Here is a 19389-nt window from a genome sequence, read left to right as displayed (position 1 = left end):
AGCTAATATCGGAATTGATAGGATAACGATCTATACTTAGTACTGACGTCGCTACCTACTCTGCCCCTATTAGTGTGCTTTTTGACACCATTTTCATTGACATTACTCATGAACCATATGGGTGGCGACTGCTATCCTATTCCACGCATTTATTGTAACTATTTGCATAATTGCTTGTGCCAATACTTGCTCTCCAAGAGTGGATAGGGCCGCGTCATAACATTCTTTTGGTAAGCCGCCTTCAGCGATTAGTGTTACTTTTTCTGTAAGTTGCAACACCGCTCGCTCTTGATCATTGAACAAAGGTGACTCTTTCCAGGCGGATAAAGCAAAGATCCTTTGCTCTGTTTCTCCGTGTTTCATTGCTTCTTCTGTATGAATTTGAATGCAGTACGCACAGCCATTTATTTGCGATGCTCTGATTTTTATTAATTCTTTTAGGCTTTTCTCTAGATTTGTATTGTTTAGATACTTTTCGAGTCCGAACATCGATTTATAAGCGTCAGGCTCCAGTTGACTGATACTAATTCTCTTGTCCATGATGAAACCTCTTTGCGTGGTTATTAAATAAAATATATTGACGTCATAGGAAATTTGGCCTGAAGTCATTATTTTTCGATGAGTTATGGTTTAACTCTAAAGCTATATTCCGTACAGCCTGCCGTAAGAATCCGTCCTAGCTCTACCTCTCTTGACATACCTACAGAAACTCATGCCATACTGGTTTATTTGTTAAACGTTCTTTAAAGCGATTCGTCATGATGAAACTAGTCGATTTAATAGGATGCATCAACTGTACGTTTTTGCGATATCAAGACATTTTCCAGATGATATTTCACTTGATTCTGTCTTGCTTCAATTTGTTCCCGCACAGCTTCAGGGTTTGCGGCAGTACCTTCAATTGTAAAGAACTGGATATTATTCAATCCTACTGTAGCCATGACTTCCGTCATATATGGAGTAAAGAAGTCAGGTTGGTAAGCATCTTTTCCAGAAAAACTTCCGCCAGACGAAACAAGGACATAAACAGGTTTGTCATTTAGCAAACCTTGCTTTCCTGTAGACGTAATTTTAAATGTACGTCCTGCTCTAACCACATGATCCACCCAGCTTTTAAGACCAGAAGGTAAAGAAAAGTTATGCATTGGAGAAGCGATGATCACTAAATCAGCTTTATCCAGATCGGAAATCAATTGATTTGACAATGACAAACTACCAACTGATTCATCACACATCACTCCGGGTGAACAGAGCGTTGTGGAATAATCAGAATCAAGATGAGGTAATTTTGTCGCATCAGTTTCGATCACTTCAACAGTACTCTGTTTCGATAGTTGCTGGATTATCGTTTGAGCCAAAATATACGTGCAGGACTGATGTCGCTTCGGGCTGCTGTTAATCAATAAAATATTCATCTGTTTCTCCAGAAGCTTCAGGATAGATACCATCATTTAGGTTGATATGGTACAAAGAATTATGGCTCCCGATAAGGACCATAAATTCTCAATTTTTATGGACCATAAAATGAAAAAGCAAAATATCAAACAGCTTGCATATAGGCGTGTGTATCAACGTATTCACGCTGCGATTCTACAAGGGCTATTAAAACCAGGAGAGCGGATCCCTTCAGCTCGCGCACTTGCAAAAGAAATGGGAGTAGCGCGAGGAACAGTAGAAGAAGGCTATGCGTTACTCAAAGCTGAAGGTTACATCGAAGCGAAGGGACAGGCAGGAACTGTGGTCAGTCATCGCCTTTTAGCGCCAATAAAAAGGAAAATGGCTCAGGCGCCTGTTCGTCCCCCCCAGGCTAATACAGAAATTCACCGCCCTGATGTTTTACCGTTCCAGCTAGGTATTCCTGCTTTAGATGCTTTTCCAATTAAAACTTGGTCGAGAATGACAGCAAGGTGTGCAAGAAATACACGCATAAGCAATCTCGCCTATCCTTCTGCATATGGCCTCCCCGAATTAAGAGTGGCAATTTCCCAGTATCTGCAACTTTATCGTGGTGTTCAATGTCACCCAGCTCAGGTATTTATTACATCGGGCTATGTCAACTCAATTCAATGGATTACCAACGTGTTGCTCAAGGCGCCATCTCATATTGGTGTTGAAGACCCAGGTTACCCATTAACACGACAGATATTAGAAAACAGTGGATACCACCCCGTCCCTGTTCCCGTTGATCAAGACGGAGTAAATCTACCGGCCAACAGCGAAGTGAAAGCACTTATCGTCACGCCTGCACATCAAAGTCCAACCTGTGTATCACTGACGCTTCAACGACGGCAGATGTTATTGGACTGGGCCGTGAATAATCAAGGCTGGATTTTAGAAGATGATTATGATGGAGAATACCGCCACACTGGTCTACCTCTGCCCGCTTTAAAGAGCCTGGATACTCAAGACAGGGTCATTTATTTAGGTACCTTCAGCAAAGTGCTCTTCCCAGGTTTAAGAGTTGCATACATCGTGGTTCCCGAAAGCCAAGTCTGCCTATTTGAGCAATGCTCTGAGTTGTTTGCCGGAAACGTTTCGACTTTCACACAGAGCTGCATTCTCGCTTTTATGCAAGAAGGCCACTTTCCTCGCCATATTCAACGGATGAGGAAACTGTATCGAGAGCGCCGAGAATTAGCTGCCAGGTTGTTTACACAAATTTTAGGCGACAAACTCATGATCGAGCCGCAACCAGGGGGAATGCACATGATTGCAAAGTTAAATGACCCAAAGCGTGATGATATTGAGGTATCACATCAGATGATGAAAGCAGGATTATTTTCCCAAGCTCTATCACAATGGTCATCAAAGTCGACCCATCCAAGCCTCATTCTAGGTTTCACGAATATTCGAACAGAAGAGGAATGCCAAGCATTAATTTACCGGCTAAAAGAGTTCTTGTAAGCTCAAAAGATGGGCTCGCCCTAGAGCGGAGCCCGGTAAATAGAGACTCAACAAGCTAATAAAGTGAAGGTTGAGTGCACGGACGTTGATCAATATTTGCAAGATAATGTGATAAATAGCCTTGTCGCTTCCAGATCAGCGCTTCGTAGAGCTCCTGAAACTCAGGGACGACCGAATGGGTAACAGCCGCACATGCCAGTAATTGATCAACCCACCGTGTAACTTTAGGTAATGCTGTTTTTTTGAACACCGGCCGATATTGATCGATAAATTGTAAGCGCATGAAAAGAGGTGCAAAAGCAGCGTCTACCAGAGAAAACGCTGCACCATTAAAGTACGGCCCGTCTCCAAGTATCTTTTCGACTTGTTCGAGTTTAGACATATTTTTTCGGGCTGCCTCGAAAAATGATGCCTCAGTTTCCGCTGTGGTCATGTGTAGTGTGTCCATAAAACATGCCGAGCTGAATTCAATCCAACTTCGATTCCGTGCATTTTGAATCGGATCGCTCGGTTGCAGGCGATTCGGTGTCAGTTCATCGATGAGCTCATTAATCACTGCTGACTCGAAAATCACGTCACGATTATTGACGATTAATAGCGGCACTTTTTTGTTGGGAGAAAGAGCCAAGAACCAATCGGGCGGATCTGACAGATCGACGTAGCGGATACGAAAGTCCACTTGCTTATGCAGTAAGATAATCACGGCACGCTGAGCGAATGGACACAGCTTGGATCCGATGAACTCGAAATCTGCCGAATCATGGCTCGCTGACTCTCGGTTAAAAAACTGCTTGTAATGCTGAGATGCTTTCCGACTGAGTTCGCCAACCGCTGCTGAGTTCATCTCAAGGCATTCAGCTGCGCCTTTCAGGCGGAAAGCTTTTCCGGAATACGGGTCAACGAGATTGATTTCCAGCGTTGGATGTCGTTGAGGTTTTAATCTTTCACTATACGTAGAAGTCATCTCACCCAAAAATAGCTTGTTGCTATCATGGAGTACGACAGTGCCCTCTGGTAATGGCGTTGGTGTCATATCTTCATTCATTATTGTGTTGCTTTTCATTTTACTGCCTGTTTTTAATTTCCGTTTTTATCCGTCAAATCAGAAGTCCCAAAGCAACAGGTTCAGGGGAGTCGATCATGGCCTGTTGACAAACGAATTTTCAACGGTTGCTTTTTCTGGATGCGATTAAATCAACCGCTGATAACTATTTTTCTGTAACAGTGCTTTTAAATCACCAGGACCATTCTTTTGAACTGCGACGCTTTGCTGTTCGGTTAAGACATGATCAAAGGTAGGCCGATGAATCTGACGAAAAATACCAACCGGTACAGGAAACTCCGGGTAGCTCAGGCTGGCTAACGCAAATGCATAAGCAGCGCTCTCTTCTGTTGGACGATGAACCAGACAACAAGCGTCATTTGCCTTTGCGACCTTGAAACCAAAGCCATCACTCACCAATGCATTGGATTGATCTTTACCAAATAGCAGTGGCTTATCATGTTTTAGGTAAAGTAAGTGTTCATCACGGCTTTTCGGTCCATTGTATGGCTCGTGGACCTGATCATTGAAAATCACACAATTTTGCAATATCTCAACAACAGCTGTTCCCTGATGGTTCGCTGCCGCTTCTAACACCATGGCCATATGGACAGGGTCGTTGTCTGATGTCCGAGCAATAAAGGTTGCATCTGCTGAGGCCGCCAGTGCCAATGGCCTTAATGCTCGATCAGGAGAGCCCAACGGGCTGGACTTCGAGACAGCCCCTTGTGAACTCGTTGGAGAAAACTGGCCTTTGGTCAGGCCGTAAACGGCATTGTTGAACAACAGGATTTTAATATCCTGATTGCGCCGGATTGCATGGATAAAATGATTTCCCCCAATACTGAGCGCATCGCCGTCACCGGTGATCACCCACACATCCAGATCCGGATTGACCGCTTTCACGCCCGTGGCAATCGCCGGGGCCCGGCCATGAATTGTGTGAAAACCATAAGTGTTCAGATAATAGGGAAAACGGGATGAACAACCGATGCCTGAAATAAAGACACTGTTTTCACGCGTTCGCCCCGTTTTTGCAAGCACAGCTTGCATTGTTTTCAGTACATTAAAATCGCCGCAACCGCGACACCATTTAATCTGCGTTGCAGAGACAAAATCTTTTCTGTTCAGTACTTCAATGCCCATCATTGAGCTCCTCGGAATAATCAATCACCGACTTCACAATATCTCTGACTTTAAACGGCAGCCCGGTCACCTGAGTGATACTCTGGGCCTGGATGGCAAATTCAGCCTGGATCAGCTTCACCAGCTGCTGATCATTGAGTTCAAACACCAGGACATGCTCAAACCCGGCAATGATCGTGGCTAAATTGACAGGAAACGGATTCAGGTAACGTAAATGGGCGTGAGCGATCGCCATACCTTGCTCCCGAAGCTGTTTGACCGCCGCCGTGACAGCACCATGCGTGCTGCCCCAGCTCAGGATGAGCAGATGATCGTCAGTACTCCCTGTGAATGGCTGTTCGGGAATAAATGCACTGATCCCGGCAATTTTTTCGGCACGTTCTTGCGTCATACGCTGATGATTGTCGGGATCGTGCGAAGGCTCTCCTGTCACGGATTGCTTTTCCAGCCCGCCGATACGGTGCATTTTCCCTTTGGTGCCTGGTGTGACCCAAGGGCGGCTTCGGGTCACAGGATCGCGTTGGTAAGGATAAAATGGCTCAATATCCTGGTTTGGTTTCACCACTTCCAATGTAATCTCCTCAGGATCGGGGACAAGCCAGGATTCAGAACCATTGGCTAAGTAACCATCGCTGAGCAATATCACTGGGGTCATGAAAGTTGTCGCAATCCGGCTGGCTTCCAGCGCCATGTGAAAGCAGTCCGCCGGTGAAGCCGCAGCTAAAACGGGCAAAGGAGAATCGCCGTTGCGACCATACATGGCAAACATAAGATCGGACTGCTCCGTTTTCGTAGGTAACCCGGTCGACGGACCGCCCCGTTGCACATTAATCACCACCAGAGGCAGCTCTGTCATCACAGCCAAGTTGAGTGCCTCTGTTTTTAAACAAAGTCCGGGACCGGAAGTGGACGTAATGCCCAGAGCCCCAGCATAAGAAGCCCCAAGCGCAGCACAGGCAGCCGCTATCTCATCTTCAGCCTGAAAGGTTTTGACACCAAAATTCTGATAATTTGATAAGGTATGCAAAATATCCGATGCAGGCGTAATGGGGTAAGAGCCTAGAAATAAAGGGCGCTGCAATTTTTCTGCCGCGCAAATAAAGCCCAGTGATAATGCCTCATTTCCCGAAATCGTACGATACAGTCCGCTTTTCTCGGGTACCGCTTCCACAGAAAAACTTTCACCAAATATTTCTGTCGTCTCGGCATAATTGAAGCCTGCATTTAATGCCAGAATATTGGCTTCCATTACCTGATGGTGGTCCGAAAACTGCTCTTGCAGCCATTTGACAGTCGGGGCCAGTGGGCGGTTGTAGATCCACAAGACGATACCGAGTACAAAAAAGTTTTTGCATCGCTTGATTTGTTTAGACGGTAAATTCAGTTCTTGAAGTGACTGAACCGTTAAACGGGTAAAATTATCGACAATGATACGATGGTCAGCCAGGCTGCCATCATCCAAAGGGTTATCGCTATAGCCGGCTTGCGCAATGTTCTTTTTACTGAACCCTTCTTCATCCGCCAGGATTAAACCACCGGGCACCAAGTCGGTGATCTTGCTTTTCAGTGCCGCTGCATTCATAGCGATCAATACTGAAAATTCGTCACCTGCTGTATAGATGTCAGTTGAAGAAAACTGTAGCTGGAAGGCGGAAACCCCTGAAGTTGTGCCAGCAGGCGCTCTGATCTCTGCCGGATAATCAGGTAGCGTCATCACGTCGTTTCCCAATGTCGCGGCGTGATGTGAGAACCGAGCACCGAGTAACTGAATTCCGTCTCCTGAGTCACCGGCAAAGCAGATCACTTCACGCTCAAGTTGAATTAATGTCATGAAAACCTCCGAGTACGGGTAGGTACTTTGGTGCGCTTGTTTGATTGAATCAGTTTGCTTTATGTTCCTTTCAATATTTTGGAAGAATCTCAATAAAGTACTGATAATAAATAACTATATTTGTTGGTGTGGGCTTGTCACACTTTAAGGTACGACTGAACAACCTGGCGTAATGAGCAAGTCGTGCGATATCTCTGCGCTATATTAAAAAAGATCAGGCTGTGCAAAAATACTCTGTGAGTCACGTAACTATTGAAAATATTTCACTAATGTGAGTTTGCGATGGATAAATTAAATTTGTTGCAGCTATTCGTCTCACTGGTTGAGCATGGCAGTTTTGTTGCCGTTGCCAACCAGTCAGGTCAATCACCCTCGACGATCAGCAAAGCCATCACTCGACTGGAAAAAAGCCTGGGTGTGCGGCTGTTACACAGGACAACACGTCAATTACAATTGACTGAGGCCGGTGCCAACTACCTGCAAACTGCGCGTGAGGTTCTTGCTCTGCTCAAAAACGGTGAAGCACAATTGGCGCAAAGTTCGATCGCACCAACAGGGACGCTGAAGGTGAGTTTGCCCCTCTCATTCGGACAACATTACGTCGTTCCTTTACTCCCCGAGTTTTGCCAGCGATATCCGGACATCAAACTCGATCTCAGCTTCTCAGATGAATATACGGATATCGTGGAAGGCGGTATTGATATTGCGGTGCGCAGCGGAAAATTGAATGACAGCAGTCTGATCGCAAGACGACTTTGCCCTATTGATACGGGGATGTTTGCGAGTCCGTCCTATCTGGCGCAGTTCGGCAGGCCCAATTCCCCAGAGCAGCTCAATCAGCATCGCTGGATACTGTACCGGTTCAGACAATCGGGACGCATACTTGGGATCAGCTACCCCCAAAATGCTCAAGCGGCTGAGATTCAGCCCGACTATCAAATCATTGTCGACAACGGATATGCGTTGGCACAGCTGGCCAGCCAAGGGGTCGGCATCGCATTGATGCCTCACTATCTTGCTCGAGATTTCGTAAAAGAAGGTAAACTAACGTTGATTTCACCACCGCAGCGCACGCCCGATCAAGCGGTATATTTATATTATCTCAGCCGGGACTATATGCCGATGAAAGTAAAAGTGTTTATTGAATATCTGGTCCAGATGCTTGAGGAGCAGGGAGAAACAGCTCACAGCAGTTGGATGACAAGTCGCGCGACACGACCTTCGGAGCATTCAAGTCTATGATGTGGATGCTATACCTCTGAATCAGCGTAAATCACAGATTCGCACACGATTCAAGCCCCGACGGTTACATTGATCACAAATTATTAACAACTGGCTCAGTGCCCGTTGACAGCCCGGCCGGGCTTCATTAGTTATTGATTGGGTATGTCGCATATCGCGGATATTTGGCCTGTATTTCAACGATATTCAAACAATGACAAGGTAGTCACCTATGATGAATCTTGCTGCCGCACTGCAAAGAAATGCCAGTTGTAAACCGGACAAACCTGCCCTGATCTGCGGCGATAACCAGATCACTTATGCTCAGTTTGATGCCCTGGCCAGCCAGGTTGCCCATGGATTGGTGAACAAAGGGATCCAGCCCGGGGATCGGGTTGCGCTGAGCTGTCCGAATTTGCCGTTTTTCCCCATCATTTATTACGGAATTCAGAAAGCCGGGGCGGTGGTGGTGCCGCTGAATGTCTTGCTCAAAGAGCGGGAGATCAAATTTCATCTGGAAGATGCAGGAGCCAAGTTTTATTTCTGTTTTGAAGGTACCGATGCCCTGCCGATGGGCGAAGCCGGGGTGGCGGCGTTTGAGCAGGTGGCAGCTTGTCAGCACATGATTGTTATGACCACGGATCAAACTCAGTTGTTGTTCAACGGTCAACCGACGCTTTCGGCCTTTATCAAGGATCAGCCGGGTGAGTTTGACTACCGTTCCCGCTCGGCGGACGATACTGCGGTGATCCTCTACACCTCGGGTACTACAGGTTTGCCCAAAGGCGCCGAACTGACCCAAAGCAACATGGTGTGCAACGCACTGGCAACGGAAAATCTGATGGCGGCGCAGGGGGATGACGTCCACCTGGTTACCTTGCCGCTATTCCATTCCTTCGGCCAGACGGTCAATATGAATGCTGCGGTGCTGGCCGGTTCGACTCTGGTTCTGGTACCGAGATTTGAGCCGCAGGCGGTGCTTGAGCTGATCAAGGCGCACCAGATCACCGTGTTTGCTGGTGTGCCGACCATGTATATCGCACTTAATCACGCCTTTGCCGATCATGATGTCTCCTCTCTGCGGATTGCGATCAGTGGTGGCTCATCCATGCCGAAGGAGGTGATCCATGTGTTTGAGCGTCAGTTTCAGGTGCCGATCCTCGAGGGGTATGGGCTGTCAGAAACCTCGCCGGTGGCGTGTTTCAACCACTTGGATCGCGAACGGATCCCAGGCTCAATTGGTCAGCCGATCCAGGGGGTGGAAATTCGTCTGATGGATCTCGAAGGTAATCCGGTTCCGACCGGTGAGGACGGGGAGCTGGCGATCCGCGGCCACAATGTGATGAAAGGTTATCTCAACCGGCCGGAAGAAAGTGAGCGCGCCCTGCGTGATGGCTGGTTCTTCACCGGAGACATCGGGCGCTATGACGAGCAGGGTAATTTGTATATTGTCGATCGGGTGAAAGATATGATCATTCGCGGCGGATTTAATGTCTATCCGCGCGAGATCGAAGAAGTCTTTATGACCCACCCGGCGGTGTCTATGGTGGCTGTGCTTGGAATTCCGGATCGAGAGTATGGTGAGGACATTCGTGCTTATGTGGTGCTGAAAGAAGGTGCCTTTGCCACAGAAGCCGAGCTGCAGGCGTGGGGCAAAGCGCAGTTCGCCGCTTATAAATACCCGCGCAGTGTGGTGATTCGCCAGCAGCTGCCGATGAGCGCAACCGGAAAAATTCTGAAAAAAGAGCTCAGGGCCGAACTGTAAGTGACGTTGTCACCTTTCGGGTTGCTGAAATAACACAACTGCTATATGACTGAAGCCTTCGGCTGATAATCTGCCGAAGGCTTTGTTTTTATGTTCGATACCGGACTGTATCGACGCCTGCTTCGGCTTCCGCCGTGTTGAGAAAGCCTGCCAGGTAACCGGGCGAGCCGCTAAGCTGGGTTGCTTCAGCAAGCTTCCCGTCATGGTGAGTTGATCCGTATTACACTGAAAAGACACAGCGAAGGTGCTGAAAAGTATGCCATGTGGCTTGCTTTCAGCCGGAAACCGGTGTTCCTGAGGAGGTGTGATGAGTAACTTACATGGTCTGTCTATGGATGTTGAACATGTCGACGGGATCGTCTTCATGGAATTTAAAGCGATCGGAACCCTGACGCATGCCGATTATGAAAAAATCACCCCGATGGTTGATGAGGCCCTGGATGGGATTGAAAACCCGGTGGTGAATGTCTATGTCGACGGCAGTGAGTTTGAAGGCTGGCAGCTGCAGGCCGCCTGGGATGATCTCAAGTTGGGGCTGAAACACGGCAAGAAGTTCAACAAAGTGGCGTTTTACGGCAACAGCCGGTGGCAGGAAGTCATGACCAAGGTTGGCAGCTGGTTTGTAGCCGGTGAAGTGCGCTATTTTGAGGATCCGCTGGAGGCGCTTGGCTGGTTGCGAGCCTGATCCCAGCGTCGCTTCTGTGAGGTTATAGTATTGATATAGCGAATGAATTAAGATGTTCAGTCATTGGGATATGGCGGGTCGGGTGCCTGCCATATTTTTTGCGCTTGGTTGCGACCAACAGGTTGCCACGGAAGTGAGACAGAACAGGTTTATCATGGATAAAAAGACAGCAACAGCGGGGTGTGTATTGACCCTGCTTCCCTTGGTCGGCTGGGCGCAAACGCCGGCTCAGAACGCAGAGCTGGCCCCGACGCAGCAGCACTCTCAGTACTTTGTGAGTCTTAAAGCAGGTTTAAGTCAGATCAGCAATTCAGATCAACGATTGACGAGTGCGACGGAGAAGCAAGAAGCGGACACGACCCGCAGCGAAGGATTCGGTGGGGCGAATATCGGGATTTTTTCCCCGGATGGCCGGAGTCGGCTGTATTACAGTTATGAGCACCACACATCGGAAAGCGAGTTTACCAACAACCTGAGTTATGAAACGGTTGCGAACCTGCATCTGCTCAGCGCCGATTACCTGTTTCGGAACGGAGAGGAGATCCGGCCTTTTGTTGGGTTGCATTTTGGTTATGCCTGGGTGGAATCTGAATCTGATTTGCAGGGGGGATTTGATGTCAGCGGAACCGTATTCGGGGTTCAGGCCGGAGTGAACTGGGCTGTGATGGATCAGTTTGCGATGGAGCTTGGTGTGCGCCATTCCCGCTTGCCGGCTGATATCAAAACCTGGGACGGTGTGGATAGCAGCGGGAATCCGGTTCAGTTTGAATCGCAGCAAAATGGGGTCTCTTCCATGTATGCTGCGGTCAGTTACTATTTCTAGTCGGTCGCATCCAGTTTGTCAGACGGAGTGGGTTGCCTGCGTGAGGATGCGGGTGGCTTTGGTTTACTACCGGCTTGAGCTGCGTATAATGCCGCTCTGGTTATATGACAACGATTATCAATAAGGACTTCAGTTTGAAGCTATTTGTCAGAGATCTGACCGTGATTGATGCCTCTTACCTGTGTGGTCAGCGGGGAATGGTCGGGGAGAGCTGGATTCTCGATGTAGTGATGTCGGGTGAGCTCAATGAGATGAGCATGGTGCTCGACTTCGGTCGGGTCAAAAAGCAGATCAAGCACCTGGTTGATGAATATGTCGATCACCGCCTGATTGTGCCGACTCAGAACGCCCGTATCCAGACTGCCGCCAGCAAACCCGGGTATAGCACGGTGGATCTGCTCCGTGACGAGAAGAGTATCCACTTGCACTGTCCGGATCAGGCGTATTGCTTCATTGACGATGAGGCGGTGACGATTGAGTCGGTCACCCGTCACTTGTATCAGGTCCTGAAGGGCAACCTGCCGGACAATGTTCAGGGGCTGGAACTGAAGTTGCGTCACGAAAACATTGACGGCGCGTTTTACCACTACAGCCATGGCCTGAAAAAGCATGATGGTAACTGTCAGCGGATTGCCCATGGTCACCGTTCGCCAATTGAGTTGTTGGTTGACGGTCACCGGGATACGGCACTGGAGCAGCAATGGGCCCAGCGTTGGCAGGATATCTACCTGGGCACCCGGGAAGATCTGGCTGATCTGAGTGAGCTGAACCTCAGCCAGCATGCTGATGTTGCCAACGTGCAGTCCCACTACGGCTTTCGCTACACCGCGCCGCAGGGTGAGTTTGAACTGGCAATTGCTCAAGCTGAAACCGAGGTCTTGGACACAGATACCACTGTTGAGCTACTGGCTGAGTATATTGCTGAGCAGGTGAAGCCCCAGATTGCGGACAAAAATTTGGAAGTGATCGCTTACGAAGGCGTAGGTAAAGGGGCGATGGCGACGCGTTAAGCGAAGTCGTTTCAGTCATCACTCCCGAGCCGCAGACCGTTGCAGAAATGGTCTGCGGCTTTTTTCGATTTAAAGGCTGAGACTGGACGACTGAGCTTTGCGGCGGGCTCTGTATCACTGGTGGAATGTTTTTTGGATCCAGCGTTGGATCATGATTCTTTCATACACCAGCGGGGAACGATGGCCCAGCCCGGCCGCGCTGGATTGATAATTAAGATCGGTGAGCCAGACCTTATCAGATTTAACGATGGTCTCTCCCTCCAGCAATTTATAGTTCAGACTGATTGCCGGCGAAGAAATACTGGTCAGGATGCGTATGCGCTGCCCGCTGGTGTTGATCCGGACATCACCGGCAAGGTCAAGATCAATCACTGATATCTCAAGCGTTTGTCCTTTCTGGAGGTAGTGTTCGGCTGCATCCTGAAAATAATAGGTCAGGGCTTCAAATACCTTTTTCTCGAAACTTTTCTGACCGCCCGTGGCTGAGCGGATATCACGATATTTTTCGGGGCTGATCCAGGTGACAGAAACGGGAGGTTTCACGAGTCGTTCATCGGCCCAGGTGGGCGTGGTCAGCCAAAGTAAACAGGGAAGCAACCAACTCAGGCGTTTCATGCGTGATGGTCTCCGAATGGAATGGGGCATGGCGCTGGCCGGGGCCAAGGTCACATGATTTTCTGTTTCGTTTCATCGTTAAGTGTATCAAATCCCTGCCAAGCCGTTTCTCGGCATGCAGACAGTGACGCAGCTTATTGTTATGGCTTGCTTTACTCGACTTTATCAAAAGCGCCCAGCACACTGAGGGCAGGAAAAGTTGTCGATCAAGGAATGATGTTGTCTCGTCGAATCAAAATGTGGCTGGCGGCACTGGCAGTGGTGCTGTTGATGGCTGCCGGTATTAAGGCGACCCGGGAGTTGTGTCGCCAATGGTTGCTGGAAACCGCGCAGTCGGCAGGCGAAGACCGTCTGCTGAGTTACGTCGGTGATATCCGCCGGGCATTACAGCGCTATCACTATTTGCCTTACCTGGTAGCAGAGCACCAGGACAGTCGGCGCTTGTTGGCTGGCGAGCAGCAGGTGCAGGCGCAGGTTGAGCCCTATTTAGCGCAGCTGGATAAAGCCGCCAACACTAAGGGGTGGTATATCCTGACCGCGCAAGGGGAGTTGGTTGCGGCCAGTCAGCAGCCGGACAACTGGGTTGCCGATGATGGTCGGCTTATCGCCGACAAGCTACGCCAGCAGGGCGGCGATGTGGTGACGCTCAGCAAGATGGTGGACGGGCAGGCCCGGTACTTTCTTGCCGCCCCGGTGTATACACCGGCAGGGATCATCGGAATTGCCGTGGTTAAAGTGGGCCTCAGTACCCTGACCGAGTCCTGGCTGGCGGAAAATGAGCTGGTGCTGATCAGCGATCCCGGCCACACTTTCTTCCTCTCCAGCAGCCATCGTTTCAGCGCGGCATGGCTCAACGAGCAGGCTAAGTCCTGGTCGAACGATCCCATACAGGCGATCCGGCTCTATAGCGGCACTGAGTTGGCGACCTGGCAGCTCGGCCAAGCCCCCTATCTGGTGCAAACCGTGGAGCTGGATGATCTGCGCTGGAAGCTTTACTACCTTACCCCGCTTACTGAATTGAACAAAGCGGTGGCCTGGGTCGGCACCAGTGCGGCGATTGTGCTGCTGAGTTTGCTGGCCCTCGGGTTGTTCGTCGTTGAACGGCGGCAGAAGCTGCGCTCTAAACAGCAGTTGCAGCAGCTGGTGGCCGAATCCGAAGCCCGGCTGAGGCGGATGTTCAGCAAAACCCATGTTGGGCTGATGCTGGTCGACAGTCGGGGCAAGATCAGTGAAATCAACCCGACCGCGATGCGCTATTTCAGCCTGTCGCCTTCGATGATTCATCATATTGTGGCCTGGCAGCTGTTTGAAACCCACACCGGCAATTCAACCGTGATGTTGTTGCTGAAAAATCTCACCAAACAGCAGGAATGGGGGGAGATCTCCGGGGTAGAAGCGATGGCGCAGCGCAGTGATGGCTCGCGTTTTCCGGTGTTGTTTTCGCTTTCCGCACTGCCCTGGTATGGCGAGAAACAGTCACTGATCACCGTGATTGATATTAGTAAGCGCAAAAAAGCTGAGAATGCCTTGCGGGCAGCCAATGAATCGCTGGAGCTACGGGTACAGGAGCGCACGGAGGCCCTGCAGGCGGCACAGGCAGAGCTGGTGCAAAGTAGTAAAATGGCGGCGCTGGGGCGAATGTCGAGTGCCATTACCCATGAGTTGAACCAGCCGTTGACCGGACTCAAAACCCTGTTGTCCAGCAATGAACTGCTGATCGAGCGCGGCGAGACCCAGTTGCTGATGGCCAATACTAAGCTGGTCAATACCTTGCTCGATCGGATGGCCAGCATGACCAGTCAGTTGAAAACCTTTGCCTTCAATCGTCCGGAGCAGTTACAGCCAACATCTTTGCCTGATGTGCTCCAGCAAGTGTTGCGGATCCATCAGCATCGGCTGGAAAATGTTCAGGTTCGGATCCGGGTGCCGGCGCAGCTGCCTGCAGTGTTGGGTGAGCCGCAGCGATTGATGCAGGTGCTGGGGAATCTGATCAGCAACGCATTGGATGCAATGACAGGCACGACATCACCGAGCCTGGTGGTCGCTGCGACTGAGCAAGACGAGCAGGTTGTGATTCAGGTGACGGATAACGGCACAGGGATCAGCGAGGCGAAGCTGGGCAGCATTTTTGAGCCGTTTCAGACCAGCAAGAAAATGGGCGAAGGCTTGGGGCTGGGGCTGTCGATCACCGCCAACAGTGTGCGGGATATGCAGGGCAGCATTATTGCGGCAAACAATATAGATGATCAGGGTGCCCGGAGCCCCGGGATGACGTTTACTGTTGTGCTGCAGCGGGCCTTAGCGGCAGATCTTGAGCGCGCTCCCGTGGATCAGCTGGTCGAAGCTGAGACAGGGCCCGCACGGCCGCTGGACTGAATCGCTGCGGTTGCAGCCGCCGCTTCACCAGCTGACGCGTTTACCAGGGTGGGGAGATCTCAGCTTGGTCAGCCAGGGAATGACACCGGTAGTGATATTTCTGTACAATGAAAATACAAATTATTGTTATTTATATCAAGGTTGTTCACCCTTAAGGGGAAACCGGCTCCTTGAGATGATACGGAGTACAGAGACCCAAGATGTTTACCTTAGTCGACGCCGCATTTCAGGCCGGTGAGCGAACCATTCTCCACCCGACGTCCCTGTCATTTGCTGAAGGGCAGGTGACGACGCTGCTGGGTCACAACGGCAGCGGGAAATCCACATTGATTAAATTACTTAGCCGCCAACAGGCGGCTAGCCAGGGCCAGGTGCTGCTTCAGTCGCAGCCGGTTGAAGCGCTGAGCGCCCGAGATTTTGCTTTGAAAGTGGCCTATCTGCCGCAGCACCCACCGTTGACCGACGGGGTGACGGTACGTGAGCTGGTGCGCTTTGGCCGCTATCCCTGGAAAGGCGCGCTGGGGCGCTACTCGGCCGAAGACGAGCAACTGGTCGATGAGGCCATTGAACGGGTGGGATTGGTGGCATTTGCCAACCGTTTCGTCAGTACCTTGTCCGGCGGCGAGCGCCAGCGTGCCTGGGTGGCGATGTTGCTGGCCCAGCGCAGTCAATGCATTTTGCTCGATGAGCCGACCTCGGCACTGGATGTCGCGCACCAGTACGAGTTGCTGTCGCTGATCCGTGAGCTGAACCAGAGCCTCGGGCTGACCGTGATCATGGTGTTGCACGATATCAATATGGCGGCGCGGTTCAGCGATCACCTGATCGCCATGCATTCGGGGGCTGTGCTGGCATCCGGTGCGCCGGAGGATTTGATGAAAGAGTCGGTACTGGCGTCAGTTTACGGTGTGCCGCTCGGGCTGTTTACCCATCCGGAAACCGGTCAGCCCATCAGTTATGTACGCTAAGAAAGGAAACAGAACGTGCGTGTGATTTTTGCAATGCTATTGATGCTTAGTGCCGGGGTTTCGGCGAAAACTTATCAGCATGAATTGGGGACTGCTGAACTTTCAGCACCCCCAAAAAAAGTGGTGTCTCTGGATTGGGTCCTGACCGAAACCCTGCTGACCCTGGATGTGGCGCCGCAGGCGATTGCCGATGTTTCAGGTTACCAGGAGTGGGTGAGCCTGCCGGTGTTGCCGGAAGGTGTGGTTGATGTCGGTTCGCGGCGGGAGCCGAATCTGGAGCTGCTGGCGCAGCTTAAACCGGATGTGATCCTGATGAGTAAACACCTGGCGCCGGCGTATGAGAAGCTGTCGGCGATTGCACCAACCCTGGTTTATTCAGTCTATTCCGAGAAAAAAGCGCCGTACCAGCAAGCCGAAGTGATCACCCGCCAACTGGGCGTCCTGTTTGAACGTGAAGCAAAAGCCGAGCAGGTGATTGACGCAACACGGGAGCGACTGGCGCAAAACGGCCAGCGCCTGAAAACGGCCGGTATGGCTTCGCACCCGCTGCTGATTGTCCGTTTTATCGGCGATAAGCATTTGCGTATTCATGGCGAAGGCTCTCTGGCGCAGAACACCCTGGCCCGGATGGGACTCAAAAGTGGCTGGGCGCATGAGACCAATTTGTGGGGCTTCTCGTCTGCTGGGATGGAAAAGCTGGCGCCGCTGCAGCAAGCCAGCGTGGTGTATTTTGGCCCGCTTGATGAGCAGGTGCAGCAAACCGTGTTCAACACGCCGTTGTGGCGTGCAATGGCCTTCAGCCGAGAAAAGCGGGTCTATGAGCTGCCGGCGATCTGGTCGTTTGGCGGCCTCAAGGCGGCGGAGCGGCTTAGTGAACAGGTGACGCAGCGCTTGCTGGCAGGACAGCAGAGCTGATGATGCAGGGAATCGAAATGGCCTCGGGCAGACGAGGAGCGGGGCTGCAATACGTCTGGATCAGCGGTGGAATGTTCCTGCTGCTGGGGATCTTGTTCTACCGTGCCGCACCTTATCCGCTCAATGCCGGACAGTGGCTCAGTGCGATGTTCAGTCCGGACGTCACCGACTATCGTCAGATCATTGTTCATTTCACCTTTCTGCCAAGACTGGTCATGGCGCTACTGTGTGGTGCCGGGCTGGCGGTTGCCGGCTGTCTGATGCAATATGTGCTGCGTAATCCCTTGGCATCGCCGACCACCCTCGGGGTTGCGGCGGGCGCCGAATTGGGACTGGCAGCCAGCCTGTTGTTTGTCCCGGCATCACTGGGGATCGGGCACTATTGGTTCGCCTTTCTCGGTGGGGTCGCGGCGACCCTGCTGGTTTTTCTGCTGACGGCCAAACGCGGCTTTGCGCCGCTACAGATGGTGTTGGCCGGGATGGTGGTCAGTCTGTTCTTCGGCTCGCTGAATATGATGCTGCTGCTGATCCATGAGCAGCAACTGACCAGTGTGTTTATCTGGGGTGCCGGGGCGCTCAATCAGAATGACTGGCAAGGGGTGACTGCGCTGTTGCCCTTGCTGCTGTTCCCGGCCGGGATCCTGGTGCTCCTGCTGCGCCCGCTGTCGGTGTTGCAACTGGGCGAGGAAGTGGCGTCTTCTGTGGGGGTGAAAGTGGCGCACCTGCGGGTGGTCAGTCTTGGCCTTGGGATCTTTATCACCGCAGGGATTGTCAGCCAGGTGGGGATCATCGGCTTTGTTGGGTTGGTCGCCCCGGCTTTGGCGAAGTTGCTGGGGGCGCGGCACTTGTGGAGCCGGCTGCTGCTCAGCAGCGGCGTGGGAGCGTTGCTGTTGTTGATTGCAGATCTGGTGATCCAGCCGCTCTCCGGTGTCGGCGGTGAGCTGTTGCCGACTGGCGCGGTGACGGCCCTGATCGGGGCGCCGTTTCTGTTGTGGCTACTTCATCGTCAGGCATTTGTCTCCAGTCTGAAAGCGGAGGAAGAGCCGATCCGCCATTATCACCCGCGCTCGTTCCGGATGCTGCTGACGGTACTCAGTGTGATGACGATTGGGGTGCTGCTGCTGGCGACGGTCGCCGGAAACAGCCAGGCTGGATGGCAGTGGACGGTCTCTGAAACCTTGTTTGATTTGCGTCTGCCACGGGTGCTGGTGGCGTTGCTGGCCGGCATGGGGCTGGCGCTGGCAGGGACAGTGATCCAGCGGGTGACCGGCAACGCGATGGCCAGTCCGGAAGTCATGGGGATTAGCGCCGGAGCCGCTTTGGCCCTGGTTCTGGGGGCGATGGCCGGCTGGACTGTACAGCGGATCGAACAGATGGCGCTGGGCACTGCGGGCGCGCTGGTTGTGATGGGCCTGATTTGGTTCAGTGGTCGGCGTCATCGCTTTGCCCCGACCCAGATGTTGCTGACCGGGATCGGAATTAGTGCGGCACTGGATGCCATGATCCGCATTGCCATGTCTTCCGGGCAGGAGAATCTCAAAGCCTTGCTAACCTGGCTGTCCGGTTCGACCTATCTGGTTGCTGGCCAGGATGTGATTTTGATGCTCGCGGGTGTCGTCGTCATCGGTGGTGCGTTGCTGCTGCTTCAGCGCTGGCTGGATGTGATCAGTCTGGGCGAGGTGATTGCCGGTTCGATTGGACTCAGCTGTCAGCGGGTTCGCCAGGCCCTGATGCTACTGGCGGCGATGCTGACTGCATTGGCGACGATTGTTGTCGGTCCGTTGAGCTTTGTTGGTTTGCTGGCACCGCATATGGCTCGCTCTCTGGGACAGTATTCTGCCCGCCAGCAGTTGGTCGTGGCCTGCCTCTTGGGCGGGAATATCATGATGCTGGCCGATTGGGTCGGACGTAATGTCTGGTTTCCCTGGCAGTTTCCGGCAGGATTGCTGGCCTCAGTGATTGGTGGCGGTTATTTTCTCTATTTGCTTCGAAAGTAAAGGTTGCGAAATTAAGCAATAGAATTGTTCATTGTTATGAAAAGCCGGCATCTTGTCGGCTTTTTTATTTTTGATGCTGAGTCAGTACAAA

16 protein-coding genes are annotated in these 19389 nt (G+C 51.5%); 10 read left to right on the top strand and 6 right to left on the bottom strand.

The window, feature by feature from the left end:
- Positions 1-102 precede the first annotated feature (102 nt).
- Together NNL38_RS18990 and NNL38_RS18985 are read right to left on the bottom strand one after the other, a co-directional pair.
- Positions 103-540, bottom strand: a complete 438-nt coding sequence (locus NNL38_RS18990; RefSeq protein WP_255392007.1) for a carboxymuconolactone decarboxylase family protein — start codon at positions 538-540, stop codon at positions 103-105.
- 236 nt (positions 541-776) lie between these two features.
- A complete protein-coding gene (locus NNL38_RS18985) occupies positions 777-1415 on the bottom strand; it encodes an FMN-dependent NADH-azoreductase (protein WP_255392006.1) in 639 nt (212 codons plus the stop codon).
- A 46-nt stretch (positions 1416-1461) separates the two neighbouring features.
- On the opposite strand from NNL38_RS18985, the gene pdxR reads away from it, so the two are divergent.
- Positions 1462-2904: a MocR-like pyridoxine biosynthesis transcription factor PdxR gene (gene pdxR, locus NNL38_RS18980; RefSeq protein ID WP_255392005.1), complete on the top strand. Its 1443-nt coding sequence runs from the start codon at positions 1462-1464 to the stop codon at positions 2902-2904.
- Positions 2905-2959: 55 nt separating this feature from the next.
- On the opposite strand, the gene NNL38_RS18975 is transcribed toward pdxR, so the two are convergent.
- The 3 genes from NNL38_RS18975 to NNL38_RS18965 all read right to left on the bottom strand — a co-directional run bounded on the left by NNL38_RS18975 (position 2960) and on the right by NNL38_RS18965 (position 6923).
- Entirely contained in the window at positions 2960-3949 is a 990-nt protein-coding gene (locus NNL38_RS18975) for a glutathione S-transferase family protein (RefSeq protein ID WP_255392004.1), read from the bottom strand.
- Positions 3950-4093: 144 nt separating this feature from the next.
- The gene (locus NNL38_RS18970) at positions 4094-5095 is read right to left on the bottom strand and encodes a 2-oxoacid:ferredoxin oxidoreductase subunit beta (protein ID WP_255392002.1); all 1002 of its coding nucleotides are present in this window, start codon (positions 5093-5095) and stop codon (positions 4094-4096) included.
- A complete protein-coding gene (locus tag NNL38_RS18965; RefSeq protein ID WP_255392001.1) occupies positions 5082-6923 on the bottom strand; it encodes a 2-oxoacid:acceptor oxidoreductase subunit alpha in 1842 nt (613 codons plus the stop codon). The genes NNL38_RS18970 and NNL38_RS18965 overlap by 14 nt, the downstream gene beginning before the upstream one ends.
- A 282-nt stretch (positions 6924-7205) precedes the next feature.
- Here NNL38_RS18965 and NNL38_RS18960 point away from each other — a divergent pair, with 282 nt between their 5' ends.
- The 5 genes from NNL38_RS18960 to NNL38_RS18940 all read left to right on the top strand — a co-directional run bounded on the left by NNL38_RS18960 (position 7206) and on the right by NNL38_RS18940 (position 12427).
- Entirely contained in the window at positions 7206-8165 is a 960-nt protein-coding gene (locus NNL38_RS18960) for a LysR family transcriptional regulator (RefSeq protein WP_255392000.1), read from the top strand.
- A 211-nt stretch (positions 8166-8376) separates the two neighbouring features.
- Positions 8377-9909 (top strand): long-chain-fatty-acid--CoA ligase, encoded by a 1533-nt coding sequence (locus tag NNL38_RS18955; RefSeq protein ID WP_255391999.1) that lies wholly within the window; start codon positions 8377-8379, stop codon positions 9907-9909.
- A gap of 307 nt (positions 9910-10216) precedes the next feature.
- On the top strand, positions 10217-10594 hold the full coding sequence (locus NNL38_RS18950) for a SpoIIAA family protein (RefSeq protein WP_255391998.1): 378 nt from the start codon (positions 10217-10219) through the stop codon (positions 10592-10594).
- Between the two features lie 154 nt (positions 10595-10748).
- A complete protein-coding gene (locus tag NNL38_RS18945) occupies positions 10749-11417 on the top strand; it encodes an outer membrane protein (RefSeq protein ID WP_255391997.1) in 669 nt (222 codons plus the stop codon).
- A 134-nt stretch (positions 11418-11551) separates the two neighbouring features.
- The gene (locus NNL38_RS18940) at positions 11552-12427 is read left to right on the top strand and encodes a 6-carboxytetrahydropterin synthase (protein ID WP_255391996.1); all 876 of its coding nucleotides are present in this window, start codon (positions 11552-11554) and stop codon (positions 12425-12427) included.
- A gap of 114 nt (positions 12428-12541) precedes the next feature.
- Here the strand turns inward: NNL38_RS18940 and NNL38_RS18935 are convergent, their stop codons facing one another.
- On the bottom strand, positions 12542-13090 hold the full coding sequence (locus NNL38_RS18935) for a DUF3016 domain-containing protein (RefSeq protein WP_255391995.1): 549 nt from the start codon (positions 13088-13090) through the stop codon (positions 12542-12544).
- Positions 13091-13255: 165 nt separating this feature from the next.
- On the opposite strand from NNL38_RS18935, the gene NNL38_RS18930 reads away from it, so the two are divergent.
- The 4 genes from NNL38_RS18930 to fhuB all read left to right on the top strand — a co-directional run bounded on the left by NNL38_RS18930 (position 13256) and on the right by fhuB (position 19298).
- The gene (locus NNL38_RS18930; RefSeq protein ID WP_255391994.1) at positions 13256-15418 is read left to right on the top strand and encodes a PAS domain-containing sensor histidine kinase; all 2163 of its coding nucleotides are present in this window, start codon (positions 13256-13258) and stop codon (positions 15416-15418) included.
- Between the two features lie 200 nt (positions 15419-15618).
- Positions 15619-16386 (top strand): ABC transporter ATP-binding protein, encoded by a 768-nt coding sequence (locus NNL38_RS18925; RefSeq protein ID WP_255391993.1) that lies wholly within the window; start codon positions 15619-15621, stop codon positions 16384-16386.
- 33 nt (positions 16387-16419) lie between these two features.
- On the top strand, positions 16420-17301 hold the full coding sequence (locus NNL38_RS18920; protein WP_439651423.1) for an ABC transporter substrate-binding protein: 882 nt from the start codon (positions 16420-16422) through the stop codon (positions 17299-17301).
- 17 nt (positions 17302-17318) lie between these two features.
- Positions 17319-19298 carry a Fe(3+)-hydroxamate ABC transporter permease FhuB gene (fhuB, locus tag NNL38_RS18915; protein WP_439651422.1) on the top strand — a complete coding sequence of 660 codons (1980 nt, stop codon included), beginning with the start codon at positions 17319-17321 and terminating at the stop codon, positions 19296-19298.
- The last annotated feature ends 91 nt before the right edge of the window (positions 19299-19389 follow it).

The organism is Photobacterium atrarenae, from assembly GCF_024380015.1.
Lineage (GTDB): Bacteria > Pseudomonadota > Gammaproteobacteria > Enterobacterales > Vibrionaceae > Photobacterium > Photobacterium atrarenae.
This window is presented reverse-complemented; position numbering and strand designations above follow the sequence as displayed.

Coding starts and splice junctions, on each gene's coding strand:
- fhuB (WP_439651422.1), top strand. CDS start 17,319: ATGGCCTCGGGCAGACGAGGAGCGGGGCTGCAATACGTCTGGATCAGC.
- NNL38_RS18990 (WP_255392007.1), bottom strand. CDS start 540: ATGGACAAGAGAATTAGTATCAGTCAACTGGAGCCTGACGCTTATAAA.
- NNL38_RS18945 (WP_255391997.1), top strand. CDS start 10,749: ATGGATAAAAAGACAGCAACAGCGGGGTGTGTATTGACCCTGCTTCCC.
- NNL38_RS18925 (WP_255391993.1), top strand. CDS start 15,619: ATGTTTACCTTAGTCGACGCCGCATTTCAGGCCGGTGAGCGAACCATT.
- NNL38_RS18975 (WP_255392004.1), bottom strand. CDS start 3,949: ATGAATGAAGATATGACACCAACGCCATTACCAGAGGGCACTGTCGTA.
- NNL38_RS18960 (WP_255392000.1), top strand. CDS start 7,206: ATGGATAAATTAAATTTGTTGCAGCTATTCGTCTCACTGGTTGAGCAT.
- NNL38_RS18985 (WP_255392006.1), bottom strand. CDS start 1,415: ATGAATATTTTATTGATTAACAGCAGCCCGAAGCGACATCAGTCCTGC.
- NNL38_RS18955 (WP_255391999.1), top strand. CDS start 8,377: ATGATGAATCTTGCTGCCGCACTGCAAAGAAATGCCAGTTGTAAACCG.
- NNL38_RS18950 (WP_255391998.1), top strand. CDS start 10,217: ATGAGTAACTTACATGGTCTGTCTATGGATGTTGAACATGTCGACGGG.
- NNL38_RS18970 (WP_255392002.1), bottom strand. CDS start 5,095: ATGATGGGCATTGAAGTACTGAACAGAAAAGATTTTGTCTCTGCAACG.
- NNL38_RS18920 (WP_439651423.1), top strand. CDS start 16,420: ATGCTATTGATGCTTAGTGCCGGGGTTTCGGCGAAAACTTATCAGCAT.
- NNL38_RS18965 (WP_255392001.1), bottom strand. CDS start 6,923: ATGACATTAATTCAACTTGAGCGTGAAGTGATCTGCTTTGCCGGTGAC.
- pdxR (WP_255392005.1), top strand. CDS start 1,462: ATGGTACAAAGAATTATGGCTCCCGATAAGGACCATAAATTCTCAATT.
- NNL38_RS18930 (WP_255391994.1), top strand. CDS start 13,256: ATGATGTTGTCTCGTCGAATCAAAATGTGGCTGGCGGCACTGGCAGTG.